We start from the raw sequence: 18496 nt of genomic DNA, 5'->3' as shown, positions 1-18496 counted from the left end.
GGCCGAGGCGGCGCTCGACGCCGCGCTCGCCTCGTTCCGCGAGCGCGCCGAGCAGGCCGCACGCGCCAACGCGCTCCTGCGCGACACGCTCGCGCGCGTCGACTCGCAGGTCCGCGCGACGAACGACTTCATCGAGACCCGGCGCGGCGCCGTCGGGCCCGAGGCGCGCACCCGGCTCTCCGAGGCGGTCCGGCTGCTGGGCGAGGCCCGCGCGCTCCAGCCGACCGACCCCGTCGCCGCGCTCGAGCGGGCGCAGCAGGCCGACGCGCAGGCGCAGTCCGCGGCGCAGCGCGCCCAGCAGGACGCGTCGAGCTGGCAGTCGTCGCAGGGCCCCGGCATGTTCGGCGGCGGAGGGGGCGGGGGGAGCAACGTCGGGGGCATGGTGCTCGGCGGCATCCTGCTCGACTCCATCCTGCGCGGCGGAGGCGGCGGAGGCCGGTCGGGCGGGTTCGGCGGCGGGGGCTTCGGGGGCGGGTTCGGCGGCGGCGGGTTCGGCGGCGGCAGGTCGGGCGGACGCTCCGGCGGCCGGTCCTCGGGCGGACGCTCGGGCCGCGGCGGGCGCTTCTGAGGAGACGGACGAACGAGACCAGCACGCAGACCGATCAGCACGAGACGGCTCACCAGAGAGGGACGACCATGGCGGAGAAGCAGAGCATCTTCGGACGGATCGCGCAGCTCACCCGCGCGAACATCAACGCGCTCCTGGACAACGCGGAGGACCCGCAGAAGATGCTGGACCAGCTCGTGCGCGACTACACGAACAACATCGCCGACGCCGAGCAGGCCGTCGCGCAGACCATCGGCAACCTCCGCCTCGCGGAGCAGGACTACAACGAGGACGTCGCCGCCGTCCAGGAGTGGGGCCAGAAGGCCCTCGCGGCCTCTGCGCAGGCCGACCGCTACCGGCAGCAGGGCGACACCGCCAACGCCGACAAGTTCGACAACCTCGCCAAGGTCGCGCTCGGCAAGCAGATCTCCGCCGAGGGCGAGGTCCGCCAGGCCGAGCCGCTCATCGCGTCGCAGCGCGAGTCGGTCGAGAAGCTCAAGTCCGGGCTCGCGATGATGAAGGACAAGCTCGGCGAGCTGAGGTCCAAGCGCGACTCCCTCGTCGCCCGCCAGAAGAGCGCGCAGGCCCAGCAGACCGTCCAGGGCGCCATCAGCTCGATCAACGTGCTCGACCCGACGAGCGAGATCTCGCGCTACGAGGAGATCGTGCGGCGCGAGGAGGCGCAGGCGATCGGCCAGGCCGAGGTCGCGGCGTCGAGCATCGACTCCCAGTTCGCCGAGCTCGAGACGTCCGGCGAGGCCGTCGAGATCGAGGCCCGCCTCGCCGCGCTCAAGCAGGGCTCCTCGCCCGCCCCGCAGGTGTCACCCACCCAGGTCACGCCCGCGATCGAGTCCGGCACCACCACCCAGGACGCCCCGACCTCCGACTGGTGACCGCGAGGGAGAACCTCGGTCCGCCGACGTAGAACGCTGGTTGCGACACGACCACGGTTCTCCCTCGACCCAGCACGCTCCTCCCTCACGGAGGGGCCGCGGCGTCGGGTCAGGCCGGGACGCTCTGCTCGACGGTCGCGCGGACGTCGGCGACGAAGGCCTCGGCGAGGCGACGGCCGCCGTCGAGGATCTCCGGCGCGTGCTCGTCGAACCCGGCCAGGGCTGCCGCGGAGTCGACGTCGTCGTACGCGTCGCACCACGCCTCGAAGCCCGCGCGCGTCGCCTCGGGGTGGAACTGCACACCGAGCGCCGAGCCGAGGCGGAACGCCTGGTACGGGTACATGTTCGACGACCCGAGCCAGACGGCACCCGGCGGCAGGTCGACGATCGCGTCGGCGTGCATGCTCGTCACGTGCCGCACCGGCTCGTCTCCGGCGGCGAGCGTCGAGAGCACGGGGTCGGTCTCGGCGTCGGCACGCCAGAAGACGCGGGTCGCGCCGGCCTCGCGCCCTGGGGGCGCGGCCACCTGGACCTGGCCACCGCCGGCGACGGCGAGGAGCTGGGCCCCGAGACAGATCCCGAGCGTCGGGACGCCGGTCGTCGCGGCGGCGAGCAGCGTCTCGCGCAGCGCGGGCAGCCAGGGGGCGCGCTCGTCGTCGTGCGCGGACATGTGCCCGCCGAGGACGACGAGGCCGTCCCCGACCTCGTCCGCCGGGGGGATCGCGTCGCCGTCGTGCGCGCGCACGATCTGCAGGTCGGCGGCGAGCTGGTGGGCGTAGGCGTCGAGCGTGACGTCCGGAGAGTTCTGGACGACCGTGAGCCGGACGGTTCCGGTTGCGGCCGTGGCGTCGGTGTCGTACGTGGTCACGAGGTCCGACGGTACCCACTCCCGGGTACCCCGACGCAAACACCCACGTCGTGGACATGGCAGGCGACCGTCGCGCGGATAGGCTGACCAGCATGTCCGACCCCCAGACCTCCGACGGCCGAGCACTGACGACGCCGCGCCGCACCTACCTCGTCGTCGACGGCGAGAACATCGACGCGACGCTCGGCATGAACGTCCTCGGGCACCGGCCCGCGCCGGAGGAGCGGCCACGGTGGGACCGCATCGTGGAGTTCGCGCGCCAGGCCTGGGGCCAGGACGTCACGCCGCTGTTCTTCCTCAACGCGTCGTCGGGCCAGATGCCGATGTCGTTCGTGCAGGCGCTGCTCGCGATGGGCTACCGGCCGATCCCGCTCGCGGGCTCGAGCAGCGAGAAGGTCGTGGACATCGGTATCCAGCGCATGCTGGACGCGATCGTCGACCAGCCGGGCGACGTGCTCCTCGCGAGCCACGACGGGGACTTCCTGCCGCAGGTCGAGACGCTGCTCGACGACCCCGACCGCCGCGTCGGCGTCCTCGCCTTCCGCGAGTTCGTCAACGTGCGGCTCACCGAGCTCACCGGTCGCGGTCTCGAGGTGTTCGACCTCGAGGACCACGCCGGGGCGTTCACGACCGTCCTGCCGCGCGTGCGCATCATCCCGCTCGACGAGTTCGACCCGCTGCGCTACCTCTGACCGACCTGCTGAGTGCGGGGCATTCGTCGTCGCGGCTCCCCGTGGACGACGAATAACCCCGCACTCAGCGGTGCCCTACCTCAGGCGTGGAGCTCGCGGTACAGCGGCGTCGGGAACGACGCCGTCACGCCGTCGCCGCCGAGGAGCGCCGCGATCCGCTCGGCCTCGGCGGCGACGACGCGCTCGGCGTCCGACCCCACGTCCTCGAGCAGGCGGAACGCCGGCTCGCCGCCCGGGCGCACGGCCCACGCCCCGACGATCCGGCCCTCCCACCAGACGGTCGCGCCGGCGTTGCCGATCGTGTCGAAGATCGCGGCCTTGTGCGGGCCGAGATACCAGTCGCGCGCGGCCCAGCCCATCGTCGTGGGGTCGAGCGACGGCAGGAGCGCGACGTGCCCTGCGAGCGGCACCTCGTCCGTCCCGGGCAGGTCGGTCCCGTGCAGCATCACGCCGGCCTGCGGGGCCGGGTCCTCCGGCGTGCCGGTCTCGACCTCGACCTCGACGACATCGAGCGGAGCGAGCGCGGCGCGCGTGTCCCGCTGGTTCCAGCCGGTCCACCACGTCAGGTCCTTGACCGTCGCGGGGCCGAACACCTCCAGCCAGGACCGGGCCAGCGCCGTTCGCGCGACCGCCTCGTCCATCGCGGGGATGCCGCCCGGGAACCAGTCCTCGACCGGTGACCAGACGTGCCGGTTGGACGACCACGACCCGCGCGGCTCGCCGCGCACGACCGCGCCCTCCGCGGAGAGCAGCGACATGAGCTGGGACGTCATGGTGCGGCGCACGTCCCACGTCTTGGCGGTCGTGGGCAGGAACGCGGTGCGCAGGAGCGGCGCGGCCTTCGACAGGCTCGCGCCGTCCATCGGCCCGTGCTCCGCGAGCGCGCCGTGGACCTGGGCCTCGACGGCGGCGAGGAAGGTCGCCGCGTCGTCGACTAGCGGGTCCGTGGGCAGCGTCGCGAGCTCCTTGAGCAGGCGGGCGCGCAGCCGCCGGGCCACCGCGAGCGCCGCGCCCGCGTGCACGACGGGCACCGTCTCGCGCCGCACGACGAACATCGTGCGCCGCATGGCGAGCACCTTGACCAGGGTGCGACGCCGGAACACGGCGTCCCGGACGTCGTCGAGCACGAGGCCGGGGACCCGCGCGAGGACGGAGAGGTAGACGCTCGGGGCGTCGGTCGCGTGCAGGGCGAGCAACCGGTCGACGACGTCCTCGGGGGTGCGGGCCGCCGGCCGTCCAGGCAGGTCCGTCGCGAGCGCGAGCTGTTGCGCGACGAGCCGCCGTCGTCTCTGGTCCACCGTGATCCGCACGCCCGCCATCCTGCCCGACGCCGCCCACGCGCACCGCGCGGGCGCCGCCTCACGAGCGGGCCGCGGGTGGAGGCCTTTCCCAGGCGACTCCCAGACCGCGGGAGGACACTGGACGGCATGAGCACCACCCCTGAGGCACGCCTCGTCGTCGTCGACGACGAGCCGAACATCCGCGAGCTGCTGGCCACGTCCCTGCGCTTCGCCGGGTTCGAGGTCCACGCCGCCGCGGACGGGCAGAGCGCCCTGCGGCTCGTGCGCGACGTCGAGCCCGACCTCGTCGTGCTCGACGTCATGCTGCCGGACATGGACGGGTTCACCGTCACGCGCCGCCTGCGCGAGAAGGGGCAGCACACGCCCGTCGTCTTCCTCACCGCGAAGGACGACACGCGCGACAAGATCACCGGCCTCACCGTCGGCGGCGACGACTACGTGACGAAGCCGTTCAGCCTGGAGGAGGTCGTGGCGCGCATCCGCGCGGTGCTGCGCCGCACGCACGCCGAGCCCGTCGAGGACGCGGTGCTGCGCTTCGCCGACCTCGAGATGGACGAGGACTCGCACGAGGTCCGTCGTGCGGGGATCGACGTCGACCTGTCCCCCACGGAGTTCAAGCTCCTGCGGTACCTCATGCTCAATGCGGGCCGCGTGCTGTCGAAGGCGCAGATCCTCGACCACGTGTGGCAGTACGACTGGGGCGGCGACGCGAACATCGTCGAGTCCTACATCTCCTACCTGCGACGCAAGATCGACAACCTCACGGTGCCCGGTCCCGACGGCGAGCCCGTCGCGCTCCCGCCGCTCATCCACACCAAGCGGGGCGTGGGCTACCTGCTGCGCCAGCCGCCGACGACCTCATGACGTCCGGCCCCGACCGCACGGCGACGGGGTCTCGACCGGTCCCACCGCCCCCTCCCCCGCCTCCCGGGTCGAGCACGCCCCCCGCCGACGCCGCGCCCTCGGGCACGGGCGACGCCCCCGGGGCAGGAGCCCCCGCCGCACCGGGCGACGGCGGCCCGGCGGCGGAGCGCCCCTTCGGCCGTCCCGTCCCCACCGAGGGCTGGGGCTGGCTCGCGCGCGTGCCGCTGCGCGCCCGGCTCGTCGCGATCACGGTGCTCCTGCTGGCAGCCGGCCTCGGGCTGGCGTCGGTGGTGACGACGACGGTCGTGTCGAGCTATCTGGTCGCCCAGGTCGACGAGGAGCTGCACGGCTCGGCGAGGAACGTCGTCGGTTCGTCCCTCCTCAACGACCGGGCGCCCACGAGCCAGCTCCCGAGCGACTACTACGTGCTGCTGCGTGAGCCGTCGGGCAACGAGAGCGCGTTGAGCTGGCAGGCCACGATCTCGAAGTACGGCGAACCCGACATCCCTGCGCTGTCGGACCAGGAGGTCGAGCGCCTCGGCGGTGAACCGTTCACCGTGCAGTCCACCGGGGGTTCGGACCCCGCGCAGTGGCGCGTGGTCGGCAGGTTCCTCGTCGCAGACGGCCAGACGGTCGGGACCGTCTTCGTCGCCCTCCCGCTCACGGGCATCCACGAGACCGTCAAGGTGCTGGGCCGCGCGCTCGCGCTCTCGGCGCTGGGGATCGCGCTCGTCGGCGGCGCCGTGGCCTACCTCGCCGTGCACCGCGCGCTGCGCCCGCTGCGCGAGATCGAGGAGACGGCGGCGGACATCGCGGCAGGCGACCTGTCCCGGCGTGTGCGCCCCGCCCCGCCGACGACCGAGGTCGGCTCGCTCGCGGCCTCGCTCAACGCGATGCTCTCCCAGATCGAGGAGGCGTTCGCGGTCCAGGAGGCGTCGGAGGAGCGGATGCGGCGGTTCGTGTCCGACGCGAGCCACGAGCTGCGCACCCCGCTCGCGACGATCCGCGGCTACGGCGAGCTGTACCGGATGGGGGCGCTCGACACGCCCGACAAGGTCGACGACACGATGGGGCGCATCGAGGACTCGGCGACCCGCATGGGGACGCTCGTCAACGACCTGCTCGCGCTCGCCCGCCTCGACGAGGGCCGGCCGCTGCGGCACGAGTCCGTGGACCTCGTCTCGCTCGCGCGCGACTCCGCGCAGGACCTGCACGCGCTCGACCCGACCCGGGACGTCCGGCTCGTGGGGCTGGGCGTCGGCGCCAAGGCCCCCGGGGCGCTGCGCGTCGTCGGCGACGAGGACCGGCTGCGGCAGGTGCTCGCGAACCTCGTCGGGAACGTCGCGCGCCACACGCCCGCCGGGACACCGGTCGAGATCGCGCTGGGCGCGGTCCATCCCGCGACGCCGCCCGACGACGCGCAGGACGGCTCCCCCGGCACGGTCGCCGTGCTCGAGGTGCGCGACCACGGACCGGGCGTCCCCAGCGAGCAGCGCGGCCGGGTGTTCGAGCGGTTCTACCGCGCGGACTCCTCGCGCAACCGCGCGTCGGGCGGCTCGGGCCTGGGCCTGGCCATCGTCGCCGCGATCGTGGGCGTGCACGGGGGTCGTGTGTCGGTGCGTGAGACGACGGGCGGCGGGCTGACCGTCCGCGTCGATCTCCCGCTGCCCTCCTGATCCGCGCGCACCCCGTCCCACCTGGGCGTCCGCGCGTGCCGCGCCCGGCGTTCCTTGGCGGCCCGGCGGCGTCCGTCCCACCCGCCGCCGAGTGCGGCTACGATGGCGGGTCGTCCCGCGCGACCTAGGCTGGTGGTGAGGCCGCGCGGCGACGCGGGGGCCTCCGCGCCAGGTACCGCACCTGGTGACGACGACCTCCGTCATCTCCTCGTGTCCGACGAAGAAGGCGAAAGTTCATGGGCGTCAACAGCGCCGACGCACCGCAGTGGTTCCTCTCCTCGTTCGTCCGCAGCGCCCGTGGCGCCGGGGCGACCGCCCCGGACGACGAGGTCCGCGCCGTCGGGCAGGGGCTCCTCGACCGCTGGGACCAGCCGGACCGCCACTTCCACAACCTGCGCCACCTCGCCGACGTGCTCGGCCGGGTCGACGAGCTCTCCCAGGAGACCCACGACCCGGACCTGGTGCGCCTCGCCGCCTGGTACCACGGCGCGATCTTCGACGCGAAGGGGCGGGCGACGTACGCGAACAAGGGCGGCGAGGACGAGTCGGCGAGCGCCGCGCTCGCCACCACCGAGCTGACGTCGCTCGGGGTCCCGGAGCCGGCCGTCCGCCGTGTCGCCCACCTCGTCAACGCGCTCGTGCGGCACGCGCCCGACGTGTCGGACTTCGACTGCGCGGTGCTGTGCGACGCCGACCTCGCGATGCTCGCCGCGGAGCCGCAGCGCTACAAGGAGTACCTCAAGGACGTGCGCGACGAGTACGCGCACATCCCCAAGCCCGACTACGTGCGGGCGCGCATCGCGATCCTCACCAAGCTGCTCGACCGCCGGTCGCTCTTCTCGAGCCCGCTCGGCGCCGCGTGGGAGGAGCCGGCGCGGCAGAACCTCGACGCGGAGCTCCAGCGGCTGCGCAAAGAGCAGCTCAAGCTGGCAGAGGCGTCGGCGCCGTCCACAGGCCCCGTTTCCTGATCCGTCGTCCACAGGGACGTCGCCGCGCCCACGGGGCCTGCGGTCCCGTGGCTAGCGTCGTCGTCGCACCGGCGCCCGCCGCGTGCGGGACGGCCCGCGGGCCGACGAGACGACGGAGGACGACATGAGCCGGTACGAGGTCGACAGCGCACGGGTCGCCCAGGCGAGCGCGGCGGTGAACGGGTCGGTCACGGCGATCCGGGCGGAGGTCGGGGCCATGATGCGCCACCTCACCGACCTTCAGGCGTCGTGGCGCGGCGGCGCGGCGACGTCCTTCACGGGCGTGATGACGCAGTGGCAGACCACGCAGAACCAGGTCGAGCTCGCGCTCGACGACATCACGGCGGCGCTCGGCGCGGCCGCCCAGACCTACGCCGACGCCGAGTCCCAGGCCGCGCGGCTGTTCACCACGCGGTAGGCACCCCGGGGCGACGGCGCGCGGCCCGTCACGCGTCGAGGTGCACGACGGCGAGCCGGTCGCCGGCGCGCACGTGGTCGCCCGGGCGCACGCGGACGTCGACGACGATGCCGTCGGAGGGTGCCAGGACCGGCAGCTCGAGCTTCATCGCCTCCAGCACGACCACGGGCGTGCCCTCGGCGACGCGGCGCCCCGGCGGCGCCTCCACGCGCCACACCACCCCGCCGAGCGGCGCGCGCAGCACGACGCGCGCCGGGTCGTCGAGGTCGGCGGAGGCGAGCTCGGTGTCGCGTGCGCCGACGGACGCCGGGTCGGGACCGCCGCGCGCGGTCGCGCGCGCGGCGGACCCGACGAGCTCGCCTGCCTCCGCCCAGGCCGCGGCCTCGCGTCCGAACGCCGCGCGGCGCGCCGCCCCGACCGCGGCGATGTCCTCTGCCTCGCGCGCGAGGAGCGCGGCGTGCTCCCGGCCGGAGAAGACGCCGTCCTCGACCGGCACCTCCAGGACTCCTGCGCGGGTCGCCGCGCGACGCTCGGCGAGCTCGTCCGGATCGACCGGCTCCCACACGATCCGGTCGAAGTGCCGGAACAGCCACGGGACGCCCGGGCGGAACGGCGGGCGCTGCGCGTGAGCCGACCAGACGGGGACGGTCCTGCCCACGAGCTGGTAGCCCCCCGGGCTCGCCATGCCGTACACGCACAGGAACGCCCCTCCGAGGCCGACGGCGTCGGACGGGGTCCAGGTGCGCGCCGGGGTGTACTTCGTGGTGAGCAGGCGGTGCCTCGGGTCGACCGGCACGGCGAGCGGCGCGCCCAGGTACACGTCCCCGAGCCCGAGCACGAGGTACTCGGCGCCGAGGACGGTGCGTCGCACGTCCTCGACGCTCGCGAGCCCGTTGGCCCGACGGACGAAGTCGACGTTGGACGGCAGCCACGGCGCGTCGGACCGGACCGCGGCCGCGTACCGCTCGACGGCGTCCCGGATAGCGGGGTCGTCCCAGCTCAGCGGCAGCCGGAGCACGCGGCTCGGCACCTCGATCTCGTCGCTCGGCGGCAGGTCCTCCTCCAGCTCCCGCAGCAGCCCGACGAGCCGTGGCACGGGCAGGGTCTCGGGATCGACGTGCAGGTGGAGCGTGCGAACGCCCGGTGTCAGGTCGAGCACGCCCCGCGGGGCCGCGGCCTCGAGAGCGGTCGCCAGGGCGTGGACGCGCAGACGGTCGTGCAGGTCGAGCCCCGCCCCGCCGTCGTACTCGACGAGGAGCGCGTCGTCGGCGCCGCGCAGGTAGCGGACCGCGGGTCGCCGGTCGCAACGCGGCGTCGGCCCGCCCGGGGGTCGGACGTCGTCGCCGACGAAGGCCCCGACGTCCCGGCCCCGGACGGCGCGCACCGCCGTCGGGACGCGCGCCGCCGCCCGGGCGGTGTCGTCGCGACGCAGCCGGTCGGCGCCGTCGTCGTGGACGGTCACGAACCGCACGACGTCGCCTGGCCGCATCTGCCCGAGCTTCCACCGGGAGCCGGCGACGACGGTGAGCGCGCACACGAAGCCGCCGAGGCTCGGGCCGTCCGGGCCGAGCAGGATCGGCGTGTCCCCGCTGATGTTCAGCGCGCCCACCGAGTACGGGTTGTCGAGCACGTTGGACGGGTGGAGCCCCGCGTCCCCGCCGTCGGGCCGCACCCACGTGAGCGGCGGCCCGGCGAGCCGCACGCCCGTCCGGTCCGCGTGCGGCAGGACCCGCCACCAGGACGTGCGCAGCCGACCGAGCGCGGCGGCGGTGAGCGCCGCGGACTGCGGTCCCGTCGTCACCGCGAGCTCCCACGAGTGCCCCATCCGGGGGCGGGCGTCGGTCGGCACCGCGCCCGCCGCACCGAGCCCGGGAGACACCGGCTCGCCCGGCCGACCCGCCGTCCCGGGACCGGTGGTGCGAGGGTGCAGCGCGTCGCCCGCGACGAGCGCGCGTCCGGCCGGCCCGCCGACGGCGCCGAGGACGAAGGTCGCCGCCGACCCGAGATACTCCGGGACGTCCAGACCGCCCGCGACGAGCACGTACGTCCGCAGCCCGACGGCGTGCGGCGCGCCGACGGCGAGCACGCCGCCCGCGGGGACGACGACGGGCTCCCACTGCCGCACGGGCTCGCCGTCGACCGTCACGGGCGCCGGCGCCCCCGTGACGCACACCGTCGCCTCGTGCGAGAACCGCAGGGTCGGGCCGGTGAGGGTGCACTCGAGCCCCGCCGCGCCCTCGGGGTTGCCGAGCGCGCGGTTGCCGGTGCGGAACGACAGGTCGTCCATCGGGCCCGAGGGCGGGATGCCCACACCCCAGTACCCGGTGCGTCCCGGCCAGTCCTGCACCGTCGTCAGCACGCCGGGGTCGAGCACGTCGGCCCAGGGCTCCGGGTCGTGCACGGTCGCGAGCGTGGTGGTGGTCGCCGACCCCTCGACGACGGCGGGGTCGGCGAGCGCCGCGCGCAGCAGCGAGACGTTCGTGGGGACGCCGTCCACCCGCACGTCCCCGAGCGCGGCGCGCAGCGCCGCGACCGCGCGCGTGTGCGACGCCGCGTGCACGACGACCTTCGCGACCAGCGGGTCCGCGTCGGGACCGAGCTCGTCGCCCGCGCTCGCGCCGGTCTCGACGCGGACGTCGGGCCAGGACGCCCCGCGCTCGTCGGACGGCCCCAGGTCGAGCCGTGCGAGCGTGCCCGCGACGGGACGGCCGTGCCGCACGTCCTCGGCGTAGACGCGCGCCTGCGCCGCCACCCCTCGGACGGCGGGACCCGACGGCGGCACGTCGTCGAGCACGGTCGTGTCGCCCAGTGCGAGGCGCAGCATCCACGCCACCAGGTCGACGCCGGTGACCTCCTCGGTCACGGTGTGCTCGACCTGGATCCGCGGGTTCACCTCGAGGAACGTGACCTCGCCCGAGCCGACGTCGAGCAGCGCCTCCAGCGTCGCGGCCGAGCGCAGCCCGACCCGCGCCGCGAGCCGACGGGCGCCGTCGTGCAGGGTCGCGCGCACGCGGGGATCGAGGCCGGGCGCGGGCGCGACCTCGACGACCTTCTGGTGGCGGCGCTGGAGCGAGCAGTCGCGGTCGCCGAGCGAGACGACCCGGCCCGCCCCGTCACCGAAGAGCTGCACCTCGAGGTGGCGTGCCCGGTCGACGTGGCGCTCGACGAACAACCGCCCGGACGATCCGGGGCGCGACGACTCCCGCCGCCACGCCCCGGCGAGCCCCGCCGCGTCGCGGCACACGTGCACGCCGGTCCCGCCCCCGCCACCGGCGTCCTTGAGCACGAGCGGGAAGCCGATCTCGTCCGCCCACCCGAGCGCGTCCTCGAGGCCGCCGAGCACCGGCGACCCCGGCAGCACCCGCAGGCCGCACTCCTGCGCGAGCGCGCGGGCGCGTGCCTTGTCGCCGAGGAGACGGAGCTGCTCCGGGGTCGGGCCCGCGAACGCGAGGCCGGCCGCCTCGACCGCCGCGGCGAAGCCGGCGTCCTCCGCGCGGAAGCCGTAGCCGGGGTGCAGGACGTCCGCGCCCGAGGTGATCGCCGCGTCCAGGAGCCGGCGACCGTCGTCGTAGGACTCGGCGACGGGTGCCGGGCCGATCCGCACCGCCTCGTCCGCGAGCCGGACGTGCCGCGCCCCACGGTCCGCGTCGGAGTGCACGGCGACCGTGCGCAGCCCGAGCTGCCGCGCGCTGCGCAGCACGCGGCAGGCGATCTCGCCGCGGTTCGCGACGAGCAGCGTGGCGGCCATCGCCCTCCCCGGGCCGGTACGGGCGCGAGGCCACGCCTCGCCGTCGGGACAGATCGGGCTCCAGCCTAGGCCCGCGCCGCGGAACGAGAACCCCGGTCTCGCGAGACAGAACCCCGGCCCGCCGAGGTAGAACCATGGTTCGCCGAAGTAGAACCCTGGTCCCACGAGGTAGAACCGTGGTCCGCGAGGTAGAACCCTGGTCACCGTGTTCAACGGCGGTCGGCTGCCCGCGTTGCCGAGTCATCCAAGCGTTGTCACCTGTTCGCAGGGACCCGAGAGCGGCGGATGGTAGACGCGGCACCACCACCCACCCCGACCACCCAAGGCGACCACACCGCCGCCTACCACAAGAACCACGGTTCTACCTCGACCGACCAGAGTTCTACTTCGACCAACCAGGGTTCTATCTCGCGACCGGGGTTCTCCTTCGGCGGACCGGGGGTCAGACGGCGAGGGCCATGCGGGAGAGCGCGCGTGCCGCGCGTTCCATGACGACCGCGAGCGACTCGCCGACGTGCAGGTGGAGCGCGGTGCGGGCCTCGGGGAGGCGGTCCGCGAGCGCGAGCTCGAGGATCTCGATGTGCTCGTCGATGGTGATGCGGATGCGCTCGGACTCGACGAAGTCGTACATGCGCACGGCGCGCACCTTCTCGTTGACCTCGACGAGCGCCTCGGTCAGGCGCTCGTTGCCCGCGGCGCGGGACAGCACGGTGTGGAAGCGCTCGTCGAGGAGCACGAAGCTCGGGTCGGGCTCGGGCGGCGCGGCGCGCAGCTCGACCCACCGGCCGAGCTCGTCGCGCAGCGCGTCGGTGTCGTAGTGCAGCTCGGTGTTCTCGATGATGCGCTCGACACCGCGCAGCTCGAGGGTCACGCGCAGCTCGTAGAGGTCGCGCAGCTCGGCGAGGCTCGGGACCACGACCGCGTACCCGAAGTCGGTGCGCTGGATGAGCCCGTCGGAGAGGAGCCGGGACAGCGCCTCGCGCACCGGCGTGCGCGACACCTCGAACCGCCGGCTCAGCTTGGGCTCGGTGAGCCGCTCGCGCGGGTCGACCCGACCGTTGAGGATCTCGGCGCGCAACCGCGTGTAGACGGCGTCGCGCAACGAGGTCGCGGCGGGTTCCGGCGCGGTCACGATGTCCATGCGGGGTCTCCTGGTCGTCCGGCCCGTGCGTCGTGGTCCTGCCCTGCCATCATCCCGCACCGCGATCCGGCGGCGGTGCCGCCGGGCACGACCCGAGGGTCGACGCCACGGCGACTACACGGCCATCGCCGCACGGACGCTCTCCTCGGCCGCCTCCCCGCCCGAGCCCCGGCTCGTCACGCGCCCGGACTGAAGGACGACGTAGTCGCGCGCCGCGCCGAGCGCGAACCCGACGTGCTGCTCGACGAGCAGGACGGACAGCCCGCCGGCGTCGGTGAGCGCGAGGATCGCGTCCTCGATCTCGGTGACGACGGACGGCTGGATGCCCTCGGTCGGCTCGTCGAGCACGAGCACGCGCGGGCCGGTGATGAGGGCGCGCGCGATGGCGAGCTGCTGGCGCTGGCCGCCGGACAGGAGCCCGGCGCGCCGCCCGAGCAGCCCGCGCAGCGCCGGGAACAGATCGAGCGCCTCGTCGAGGCGCCGTGGGCCCTCGCGCGACGTGTCGGCGACGAGCTGGAGGTTCTCGCGCGCCGTGAGGTCGCCGAACGACTGCTGCCCCTGCGGCACGTACGCGAGCCCGCGCCGCACGCGCTGGTGCGTCGGCAGCCGGGTGACGTCCTCGCCGTCGAGCACGACGCTCCCCGACCGGGCCTTGAGCAGCCCGAGCGCGGTCCGCAGGAGCGTCGTCTTGCCGGCACCGTTGTGCCCCAGCACGGCGGCGACGCCGCCCGCCGGCACCGTGAGGTCGACGCCGTGGAGCACCATGGTCCGGCCGTAGCCCGCGTGCAGTCCCGTGAGCTCGAGCATCACGCCTCCTCGTCGTCGTTCGTGGTGGTCGCCGGGCTCGTCGCGCGCCCCGTCGTGCCGGACGCCGCGGGCTCGCTCCCCGCATCACGTCCCGGGGCGCGGCGGCGAGCGCCGCGGGTCGCGCCCGCGCTGCCGAGGTAGACCTCCTGCACGCGCGGGTCGGCCTGGACCTCGGCGTACGTGCCCTCGGCGAGCACCTGGCCCAGGTGCAGCACGGTGACCGAGCTCGCGAAGGCCCGGAGGAACTCCATGTCGTGCTCGACGACGACGACCGTCCGCTGGGCGCCGATGCGCTGGAGCAGCTCGCCGGTCTGCTCGCGCTCGGACTGGCTCATGCCCGCGACGGGCTCGTCGAGCAGCAGCAGCCGGGCGTCCTGGACGAGCAGCATGCCGATCTCGAGCCACTGCTTCTGGCCGTGCGCGAGGATCCCGGCCTGGACGTCGCGCAGGTGCGCGAGCCCGACGGTCTCCAGCGCCTGCTCGACGGCCTCGGGCGTCGAGGACCGGCGGCGCAGCAGCGTCAGTGGCCCGCGCCGGGCGCCCGCGGCGATGTCGAGGTTCTGCAGCACGCTGAGCTCCTCGAACACGCTCGCCGTCTGGAACGTGCGCCCGACACCGGCCCGCGCGACGCGGTGCGTCTTCTTGCCGAGCAGGTCGACCCCGCCGAACTGCACCGACCCCGACGCCTTGGCGAGACCCGTGATCGCGTCCACGATCGTCGTCTTGCCCGCGCCGTTGGGCCCGATGAGGAACCGCAGGTCCCCCGCCGTGACGGTGAGGTCGACGCCCTGGACGGCGACGAACCCGTCGAACTCGACGCGGAGCCCGCGCACCTCGAGGTAGTCGTGCCGGAAGCGCGAGTCGTCGACGCCGAGGACGGACTGCGCGGCCTCGAGGTCGAGCCCGTCGCCCGCGACGCCGGTCTCGAGGACGGCGGCGCCGGCCGTGTCGGGACCCGGCGCCGTGCCCGACGCCGGTCCGCTGGGCTGGGTGGTCATGCGGTCCTCCCTGTGGTCGCGGGGTCGTGGTCGACGACGGTCGGTGGCTCCGTCGCCGGGTCGCCGGTGTCCGGCTCGCCCGTGCGCGCCGCGCCCGGGTGGCTCCCGTCCGAGGTACCGCCGTCCGCCGGGGCGGGCGCACCGCCGTCGGGCACGGAGCCGCGGCGCGAGCGGCGCCACCGCGTGAACAGCTCGGCGAGCCCGCCGGGCAGGAACGCGACGACGATGATGAACAGAGCGCCCTGCGCGTAGATCCAGCCGGACGGGAACGCCTCGGACAGGCTCGTCTGCGCCCAGCTCACTGCGATCGACCCGAGCACCGGACCGAGGAGCGTCGCCCGACCGCCGATCGCGACGCCGATGAGGAAGCCGATCGACGGGACGACGCCCACGTCGGCGGGCGAGATGATCCCGACGATCGGGACGAACAGCGCGCCGCCCACGGCGGCCATGAACGCCGCGACCGCGTACGCCACGACCTTGACCTTCGCCGGGTCGTAGCCGAGGAACCGCACGCGGTTCTCCTGGTCGCGCACGGCGACGAGCAGCTCGCCGAACCGCGACACCATGAGCTGGCGCGCGATCGCGACCATGACGAGCAGGGCGCCCGCGGCGATGAAGAAGATCATGCGCTTGTTCACCGGGTCGGCGAGGTCGTACCCGAAGAACGACCGGAACCCGTTGAGGCCGTTGGTGCCGCCCGTCGTCGCCTGCTGACCGATGAGCAGGATCGCGAACGCGGCCGCGAGCGCCTGCGACAGGATCGCGAAGTACGCCCCCCGGACGCGCCGCGTGAAGACGGCGAACCCGAGCAGCGCCGCGAGTCCGGCGGGCACGACGGCGATCGCGAGGATCGTCACGACGGGCGACCGGAACGGCTCCCACCAGCCCGGCACCTCGCCCGAGCCGTAGAGCATCATGAAGTCCGGCACCCCGCCCGGCCCGGCGTCGGCAAGCTTGAGGTGCATCGCCATGATGTACGCGCCGAGGCCGAAGAACACGCCCTGCCCGAGCGTGAGCATCCCGCCGCGCCCCCAGGCGAGGCCGATGCCGACCGCGACCATGGCGAGGCACAGGAACTTGCCGAGCAGGCCGAGGCGGAACGTGGAGAGCGTCGCGGGCGCGACGGCGAACAGCAGGACCGCCGCGACGGCGAACCCGACGATCACGCGGGCGCGCGAGGAGCGGTACAGGGCGGTGAGCCGGGTCGTGCCCCCGGTCGTGACGGCGCTCATGCGAGGCTCCTCGTCCGGACCGAGACGAGGCCCTGGGGTCGCACCTGGAGGAAGACGACGATGACGACGAACACGAGCACCTTGGCGATGCTCGCCGTCGTGGAGTACTCGAAGGTCGCCTGGAGCAGCCCGAGCGCGAACGCGGCGATGACCGTGCCCTTGATCTGCCCGATGCCGCCCGCGACGACGACGAGGAACGCGTCGACGATGTAGCTCGTGCCGAGCGTCGGGCCGATCGACCCGAGGAGCGTGAGCGCGACGCCCGCGATCCCGGCGAGGCCGGAGCCGATGAAGAACGTCAGGCGGTCCGTCGCGCGCGTGGAGACGCCGCTGGCCTCGGCGAGGTCGCGGTTCTGCACGACGGCGCGGATCCGCCGCCCGAGCGGCGTCACCTTGAGCACGACGGCCAGCGCGACGACCGCGACGACCGCCAGCGCGAGGATGAACACGCGCGTCTTGGGCACGGCCAGGCCGAACAGGTCGACGGCGCCGCTCAGCCAGGCGGGGGCGCGCACGTCGACGTTGGGGGCGCCGAACACGTCGCGCGCGACCTGCTGGAGCACGAGCGCGACGCCCCACGTCACGAGGAGCGTGTCGAGCGGCCGCTTGTACATGCGGTGGATGAGCGTCGCCTCGAGCAGCAGGCCGAGCAGCCCGCCGACGAGGAACCCCAGCGGCAGCGACACGAGCAGCGAGACGCCGGCGTTGCCGACGACCCCCTGCACGACGAACGCCGTGTAGGCGCCCGCCATCATGAACTCGCCGTGCGCCATGTTGATGACGCCCATCTGGCCGAACGTGAGCGCCAGCCCGAGGGCGGCGAGGAGCAGGACCGAGCCGAGGCTCAGCCCCGCGAAGAGCTGCGAGAACAGCACATCCATGGGCGTCGTGCCTTCCGGTGAGTGCGGACGGGACCGGTGAGTGCTGGGTATCTGTCGTCCCGAGGGCGTGGCGACGACAGATACCCAGCACTCACGGGGTCAGGAGAGGTCTTCGGCCCAGTCGTAGCCCTCGAGGTACGGGTCGGGCTCGATCGGCTCGCCCGAGCTCCACTCGGTGTAGATGAGGCCGTCGGGGCCGATCTTGCCGATCAGGGCGGTCTTGGCGATGTGGTGGTTGTCGCCGTTCACGGTGACGGAGCCCTCCGGAGCGTCGAAGGTGACGCCGTCGGCGGCCTCCTGGACGTCGGCGACGTCGAACGACTCCGCCTTCTCGACCATGCCCTTCCAGAGGTAGAGCGAGGTGTACGCCGCCTCCATCGGGTCGGAGGTGACGCGGTCGGCGCCGTACTTCGCCTGGAACGCCTCGACGAACGTGGTGTTCTCCGGGCTGTCGATGGTCTGGTAGTAGTTCCAGGCCGTGAGCTGGCCCTCGACGTTCTCGACGCCGACGCCACCCACCTCCTCCTCGGCGATCGACACCGACACGACGGGCATCGTGTCCGGCCCGAGGCCCGCGTTCTTGTACTCCTTGAAGAACGCGACGTTGGAGTCGCCGTTGAGCGTGTTGAACACGGCGTCCGCCCCGGCGGACTTCACCTTGTTGACGATCGTGGAGAAGTCGGTGTGGCCGAGGGGCGCGTACTCCTCGCCGAGGACCTCGATGCCGTTCGCCTCCGCGTACGCGTTGATGATCTTGTTCGCCGTGCGCGGGAAGACGTAGTCGGAGCCGACGAGGAAGATCGACTCGACGCCCTGCTCCTTGAGGTAGTCGAGCGCGGGGACGATCTGCTGGTTGGTCGTGGCGCCGGTGTAGAAGATGTTCGGCGACGACTCGAGGCCCTCGTACTGGACCGGGTAGAAGAGCAGCGAGTCCTGGGCCTCGAAGACGGGGAGCATGGCCTTGCGCGAGGCGGACGTCCAGCCGCCGAACACCGCGGCCACGCAGTCGCTCGTGATGAGCTTCTCCGCTTTCTCGGCGAAGACCGTGGGCTCGGACTGGCCGTCCTCCTGGACGATCTCGAGCTGCTTGCCGAGCACGCCGCCGTCGGCGTTGATCTCCTCCGCCGCGAGGGCGAGGGAGTCGGCGACGGTCTGCTCGGAGATCGCCATGGTGCCGGAGAGCGAGTTGAGGAAGCCGATCTTGACGGTGTCGCCGGAGGTGTCGACGCAGCTCTCGGCGGCGCTGGTCGCGGCGCCCGCGCCGTCGCCGGTCTCCGTCTTCGCGCCGCACGCGGTGAGCGTGAGCGCGAGGACGACGAGAGCGGCAGCCGGGGCGAGTCGGGTCGTGGCGCGTGAAGGTGTCACGAGAGTCCTTTCAGCGAGGTTCGCACAGCGGAGTTCTCCGCAGGTTTCTCAGCAGGAGGCCGGCGGCCGCCGGGCAGGCGGTCGCGCGCCGCGA

General features: G+C 74.0%; 15 protein-coding genes and 1 pseudogene. 7 read left to right on the top strand and 9 right to left on the bottom strand.

Going from position 1 to position 18496, the window contains the following annotated elements; translation table 11 throughout:
• Together ACFWH7_RS11135 and ACFWH7_RS11130 are read left to right on the top strand one after the other, a co-directional pair.
• Window positions 1-568: pseudogene (locus ACFWH7_RS11135) on the top strand (TPM domain-containing protein); the annotation flags it as partial.
• A 68-nt stretch (window positions 569-636) separates the two neighbouring features.
• Complete coding sequence (locus tag ACFWH7_RS11130) at window positions 637-1440, top strand: PspA/IM30 family protein (protein ID WP_378216573.1); 804 nt, start codon at window positions 637-639, stop codon at window positions 1438-1440.
• Between the two features lie 109 nt (window positions 1441-1549).
• Here ACFWH7_RS11130 and ACFWH7_RS11125 read toward each other — a convergent pair whose 3' ends face one another.
• Complete coding sequence (locus ACFWH7_RS11125; protein WP_378216572.1) at window positions 1550-2308, bottom strand: type 1 glutamine amidotransferase; 759 nt, start codon at window positions 2306-2308, stop codon at window positions 1550-1552.
• A 92-nt stretch (window positions 2309-2400) separates the two neighbouring features.
• Here ACFWH7_RS11125 and ACFWH7_RS11120 point away from each other — a divergent pair, with 92 nt between their 5' ends.
• On the top strand, window positions 2401-3000 hold the full coding sequence (locus ACFWH7_RS11120) for an NYN domain-containing protein (protein ID WP_378216571.1): 600 nt from the start codon (window positions 2401-2403) through the stop codon (window positions 2998-3000).
• An 80-nt stretch (window positions 3001-3080) separates the two neighbouring features.
• Here ACFWH7_RS11120 and ACFWH7_RS11115 read toward each other — a convergent pair whose 3' ends face one another.
• Window positions 3081-4310 (bottom strand): winged helix DNA-binding domain-containing protein, encoded by a 1230-nt coding sequence (locus tag ACFWH7_RS11115; RefSeq protein WP_378216569.1) that lies wholly within the window; start codon window positions 4308-4310, stop codon window positions 3081-3083.
• Between the two features lie 117 nt (window positions 4311-4427).
• On the opposite strand from ACFWH7_RS11115, the gene ACFWH7_RS11110 reads away from it, so the two are divergent.
• From ACFWH7_RS11110 to ACFWH7_RS11095, 4 genes are all read left to right on the top strand, one after another.
• Window positions 4428-5165, top strand: coding sequence for a response regulator transcription factor (locus ACFWH7_RS11110; RefSeq protein ID WP_378216568.1), 738 nt, complete (start codon window positions 4428-4430; stop codon window positions 5163-5165).
• Window positions 5162-6841 carry a sensor histidine kinase gene (locus tag ACFWH7_RS11105; RefSeq protein ID WP_378216567.1) on the top strand — a complete coding sequence of 560 codons (1680 nt, stop codon included), beginning with the start codon at window positions 5162-5164 and terminating at the stop codon, window positions 6839-6841. The genes ACFWH7_RS11110 and ACFWH7_RS11105 overlap by 4 nt, the downstream gene beginning before the upstream one ends.
• Before the next feature lie 236 nt (window positions 6842-7077).
• The gene (locus ACFWH7_RS11100) at window positions 7078-7809 is read left to right on the top strand and encodes an HD domain-containing protein (protein ID WP_378216566.1); all 732 of its coding nucleotides are present in this window, start codon (window positions 7078-7080) and stop codon (window positions 7807-7809) included.
• A 124-nt stretch (window positions 7810-7933) separates the two neighbouring features.
• Window positions 7934-8227, top strand: a complete 294-nt coding sequence (locus ACFWH7_RS11095) for a WXG100 family type VII secretion target (RefSeq protein ID WP_237840153.1) — start codon at window positions 7934-7936, stop codon at window positions 8225-8227.
• A 28-nt stretch (window positions 8228-8255) separates the two neighbouring features.
• Here ACFWH7_RS11095 and uca read toward each other — a convergent pair whose 3' ends face one another.
• The 7 genes from uca to urtA all read right to left on the bottom strand — a co-directional run bounded on the left by uca (window position 8256) and on the right by urtA (window position 18402).
• On the bottom strand, window positions 8256-11975 hold the full coding sequence (gene uca / locus ACFWH7_RS11090) for an urea carboxylase (RefSeq protein ID WP_378216565.1): 3720 nt from the start codon (window positions 11973-11975) through the stop codon (window positions 8256-8258).
• A gap of 442 nt (window positions 11976-12417) precedes the next feature.
• The gene (locus ACFWH7_RS11085; protein WP_047232408.1) at window positions 12418-13116 is read right to left on the bottom strand and encodes a GntR family transcriptional regulator; all 699 of its coding nucleotides are present in this window, start codon (window positions 13114-13116) and stop codon (window positions 12418-12420) included.
• 114 nt (window positions 13117-13230) lie between these two features.
• Entirely contained in the window at window positions 13231-13923 is a 693-nt protein-coding gene (urtE, locus tag ACFWH7_RS11080) for an urea ABC transporter ATP-binding subunit UrtE (RefSeq protein WP_053370313.1), read from the bottom strand.
• Window positions 13923-14921 carry an urea ABC transporter ATP-binding protein UrtD gene (gene urtD / locus ACFWH7_RS11075; protein WP_378216563.1) on the bottom strand — a complete coding sequence of 333 codons (999 nt, stop codon included), beginning with the start codon at window positions 14919-14921 and terminating at the stop codon, window positions 13923-13925. The genes urtE and urtD overlap by 1 nt, the downstream gene beginning before the upstream one ends.
• On the bottom strand, window positions 14918-16156 hold the full coding sequence (gene urtC / locus ACFWH7_RS11070; protein WP_378216561.1) for an urea ABC transporter permease subunit UrtC: 1239 nt from the start codon (window positions 16154-16156) through the stop codon (window positions 14918-14920). Before urtC ends, urtD begins: the two co-directional genes overlap by 4 nt.
• Window positions 16153-17037 carry an urea ABC transporter permease subunit UrtB gene (gene urtB, locus ACFWH7_RS11065; protein WP_378216560.1) on the bottom strand — a complete coding sequence of 295 codons (885 nt, stop codon included), beginning with the start codon at window positions 17035-17037 and terminating at the stop codon, window positions 16153-16155. The genes urtC and urtB overlap by 4 nt, the downstream gene beginning before the upstream one ends.
• Window positions 17038-17136: 99 nt before the next feature.
• On the bottom strand, window positions 17137-18402 hold the full coding sequence (urtA, locus tag ACFWH7_RS11060) for an urea ABC transporter substrate-binding protein (RefSeq protein ID WP_378216559.1): 1266 nt from the start codon (window positions 18400-18402) through the stop codon (window positions 17137-17139).
• Window positions 18403-18496: the final 94 nt, after the last annotated feature.

This window comes from Cellulosimicrobium cellulans (genome assembly GCF_042723955.1).
GTDB lineage: Bacteria > Actinomycetota > Actinomycetes > Actinomycetales > Cellulomonadaceae > Cellulosimicrobium > Cellulosimicrobium cellulans_H.
The sequence above is the reverse complement of the archived record's forward strand: the minus strand, read 5'-3'. Positions and strand labels throughout refer to the sequence as shown.

Coding starts and splice junctions, on each gene's coding strand:
- ACFWH7_RS11130 (WP_378216573.1), top strand. CDS start 637: ATGGCGGAGAAGCAGAGCATCTTCGGACGGATCGCGCAGCTCACCCGC.
- ACFWH7_RS11120 (WP_378216571.1), top strand. CDS start 2,401: ATGTCCGACCCCCAGACCTCCGACGGCCGAGCACTGACGACGCCGCGC.
- ACFWH7_RS11110 (WP_378216568.1), top strand. CDS start 4,428: ATGAGCACCACCCCTGAGGCACGCCTCGTCGTCGTCGACGACGAGCCG.
- ACFWH7_RS11105 (WP_378216567.1), top strand. CDS start 5,162: ATGACGTCCGGCCCCGACCGCACGGCGACGGGGTCTCGACCGGTCCCA.
- ACFWH7_RS11100 (WP_378216566.1), top strand. CDS start 7,078: ATGGGCGTCAACAGCGCCGACGCACCGCAGTGGTTCCTCTCCTCGTTC.
- ACFWH7_RS11095 (WP_237840153.1), top strand. CDS start 7,934: ATGAGCCGGTACGAGGTCGACAGCGCACGGGTCGCCCAGGCGAGCGCG.
- uca (WP_378216565.1), bottom strand. CDS start 11,975: ATGGCCGCCACGCTGCTCGTCGCGAACCGCGGCGAGATCGCCTGCCGC.
- ACFWH7_RS11085 (WP_047232408.1), bottom strand. CDS start 13,116: ATGGACATCGTGACCGCGCCGGAACCCGCCGCGACCTCGTTGCGCGAC.
- urtE (WP_053370313.1), bottom strand. CDS start 13,923: ATGCTCGAGCTCACGGGACTGCACGCGGGCTACGGCCGGACCATGGTG.
- urtD (WP_378216563.1), bottom strand. CDS start 14,921: ATGACCACCCAGCCCAGCGGACCGGCGTCGGGCACGGCGCCGGGTCCC.
- urtC (WP_378216561.1), bottom strand. CDS start 16,156: ATGAGCGCCGTCACGACCGGGGGCACGACCCGGCTCACCGCCCTGTAC.
- urtB (WP_378216560.1), bottom strand. CDS start 17,037: ATGGATGTGCTGTTCTCGCAGCTCTTCGCGGGGCTGAGCCTCGGCTCG.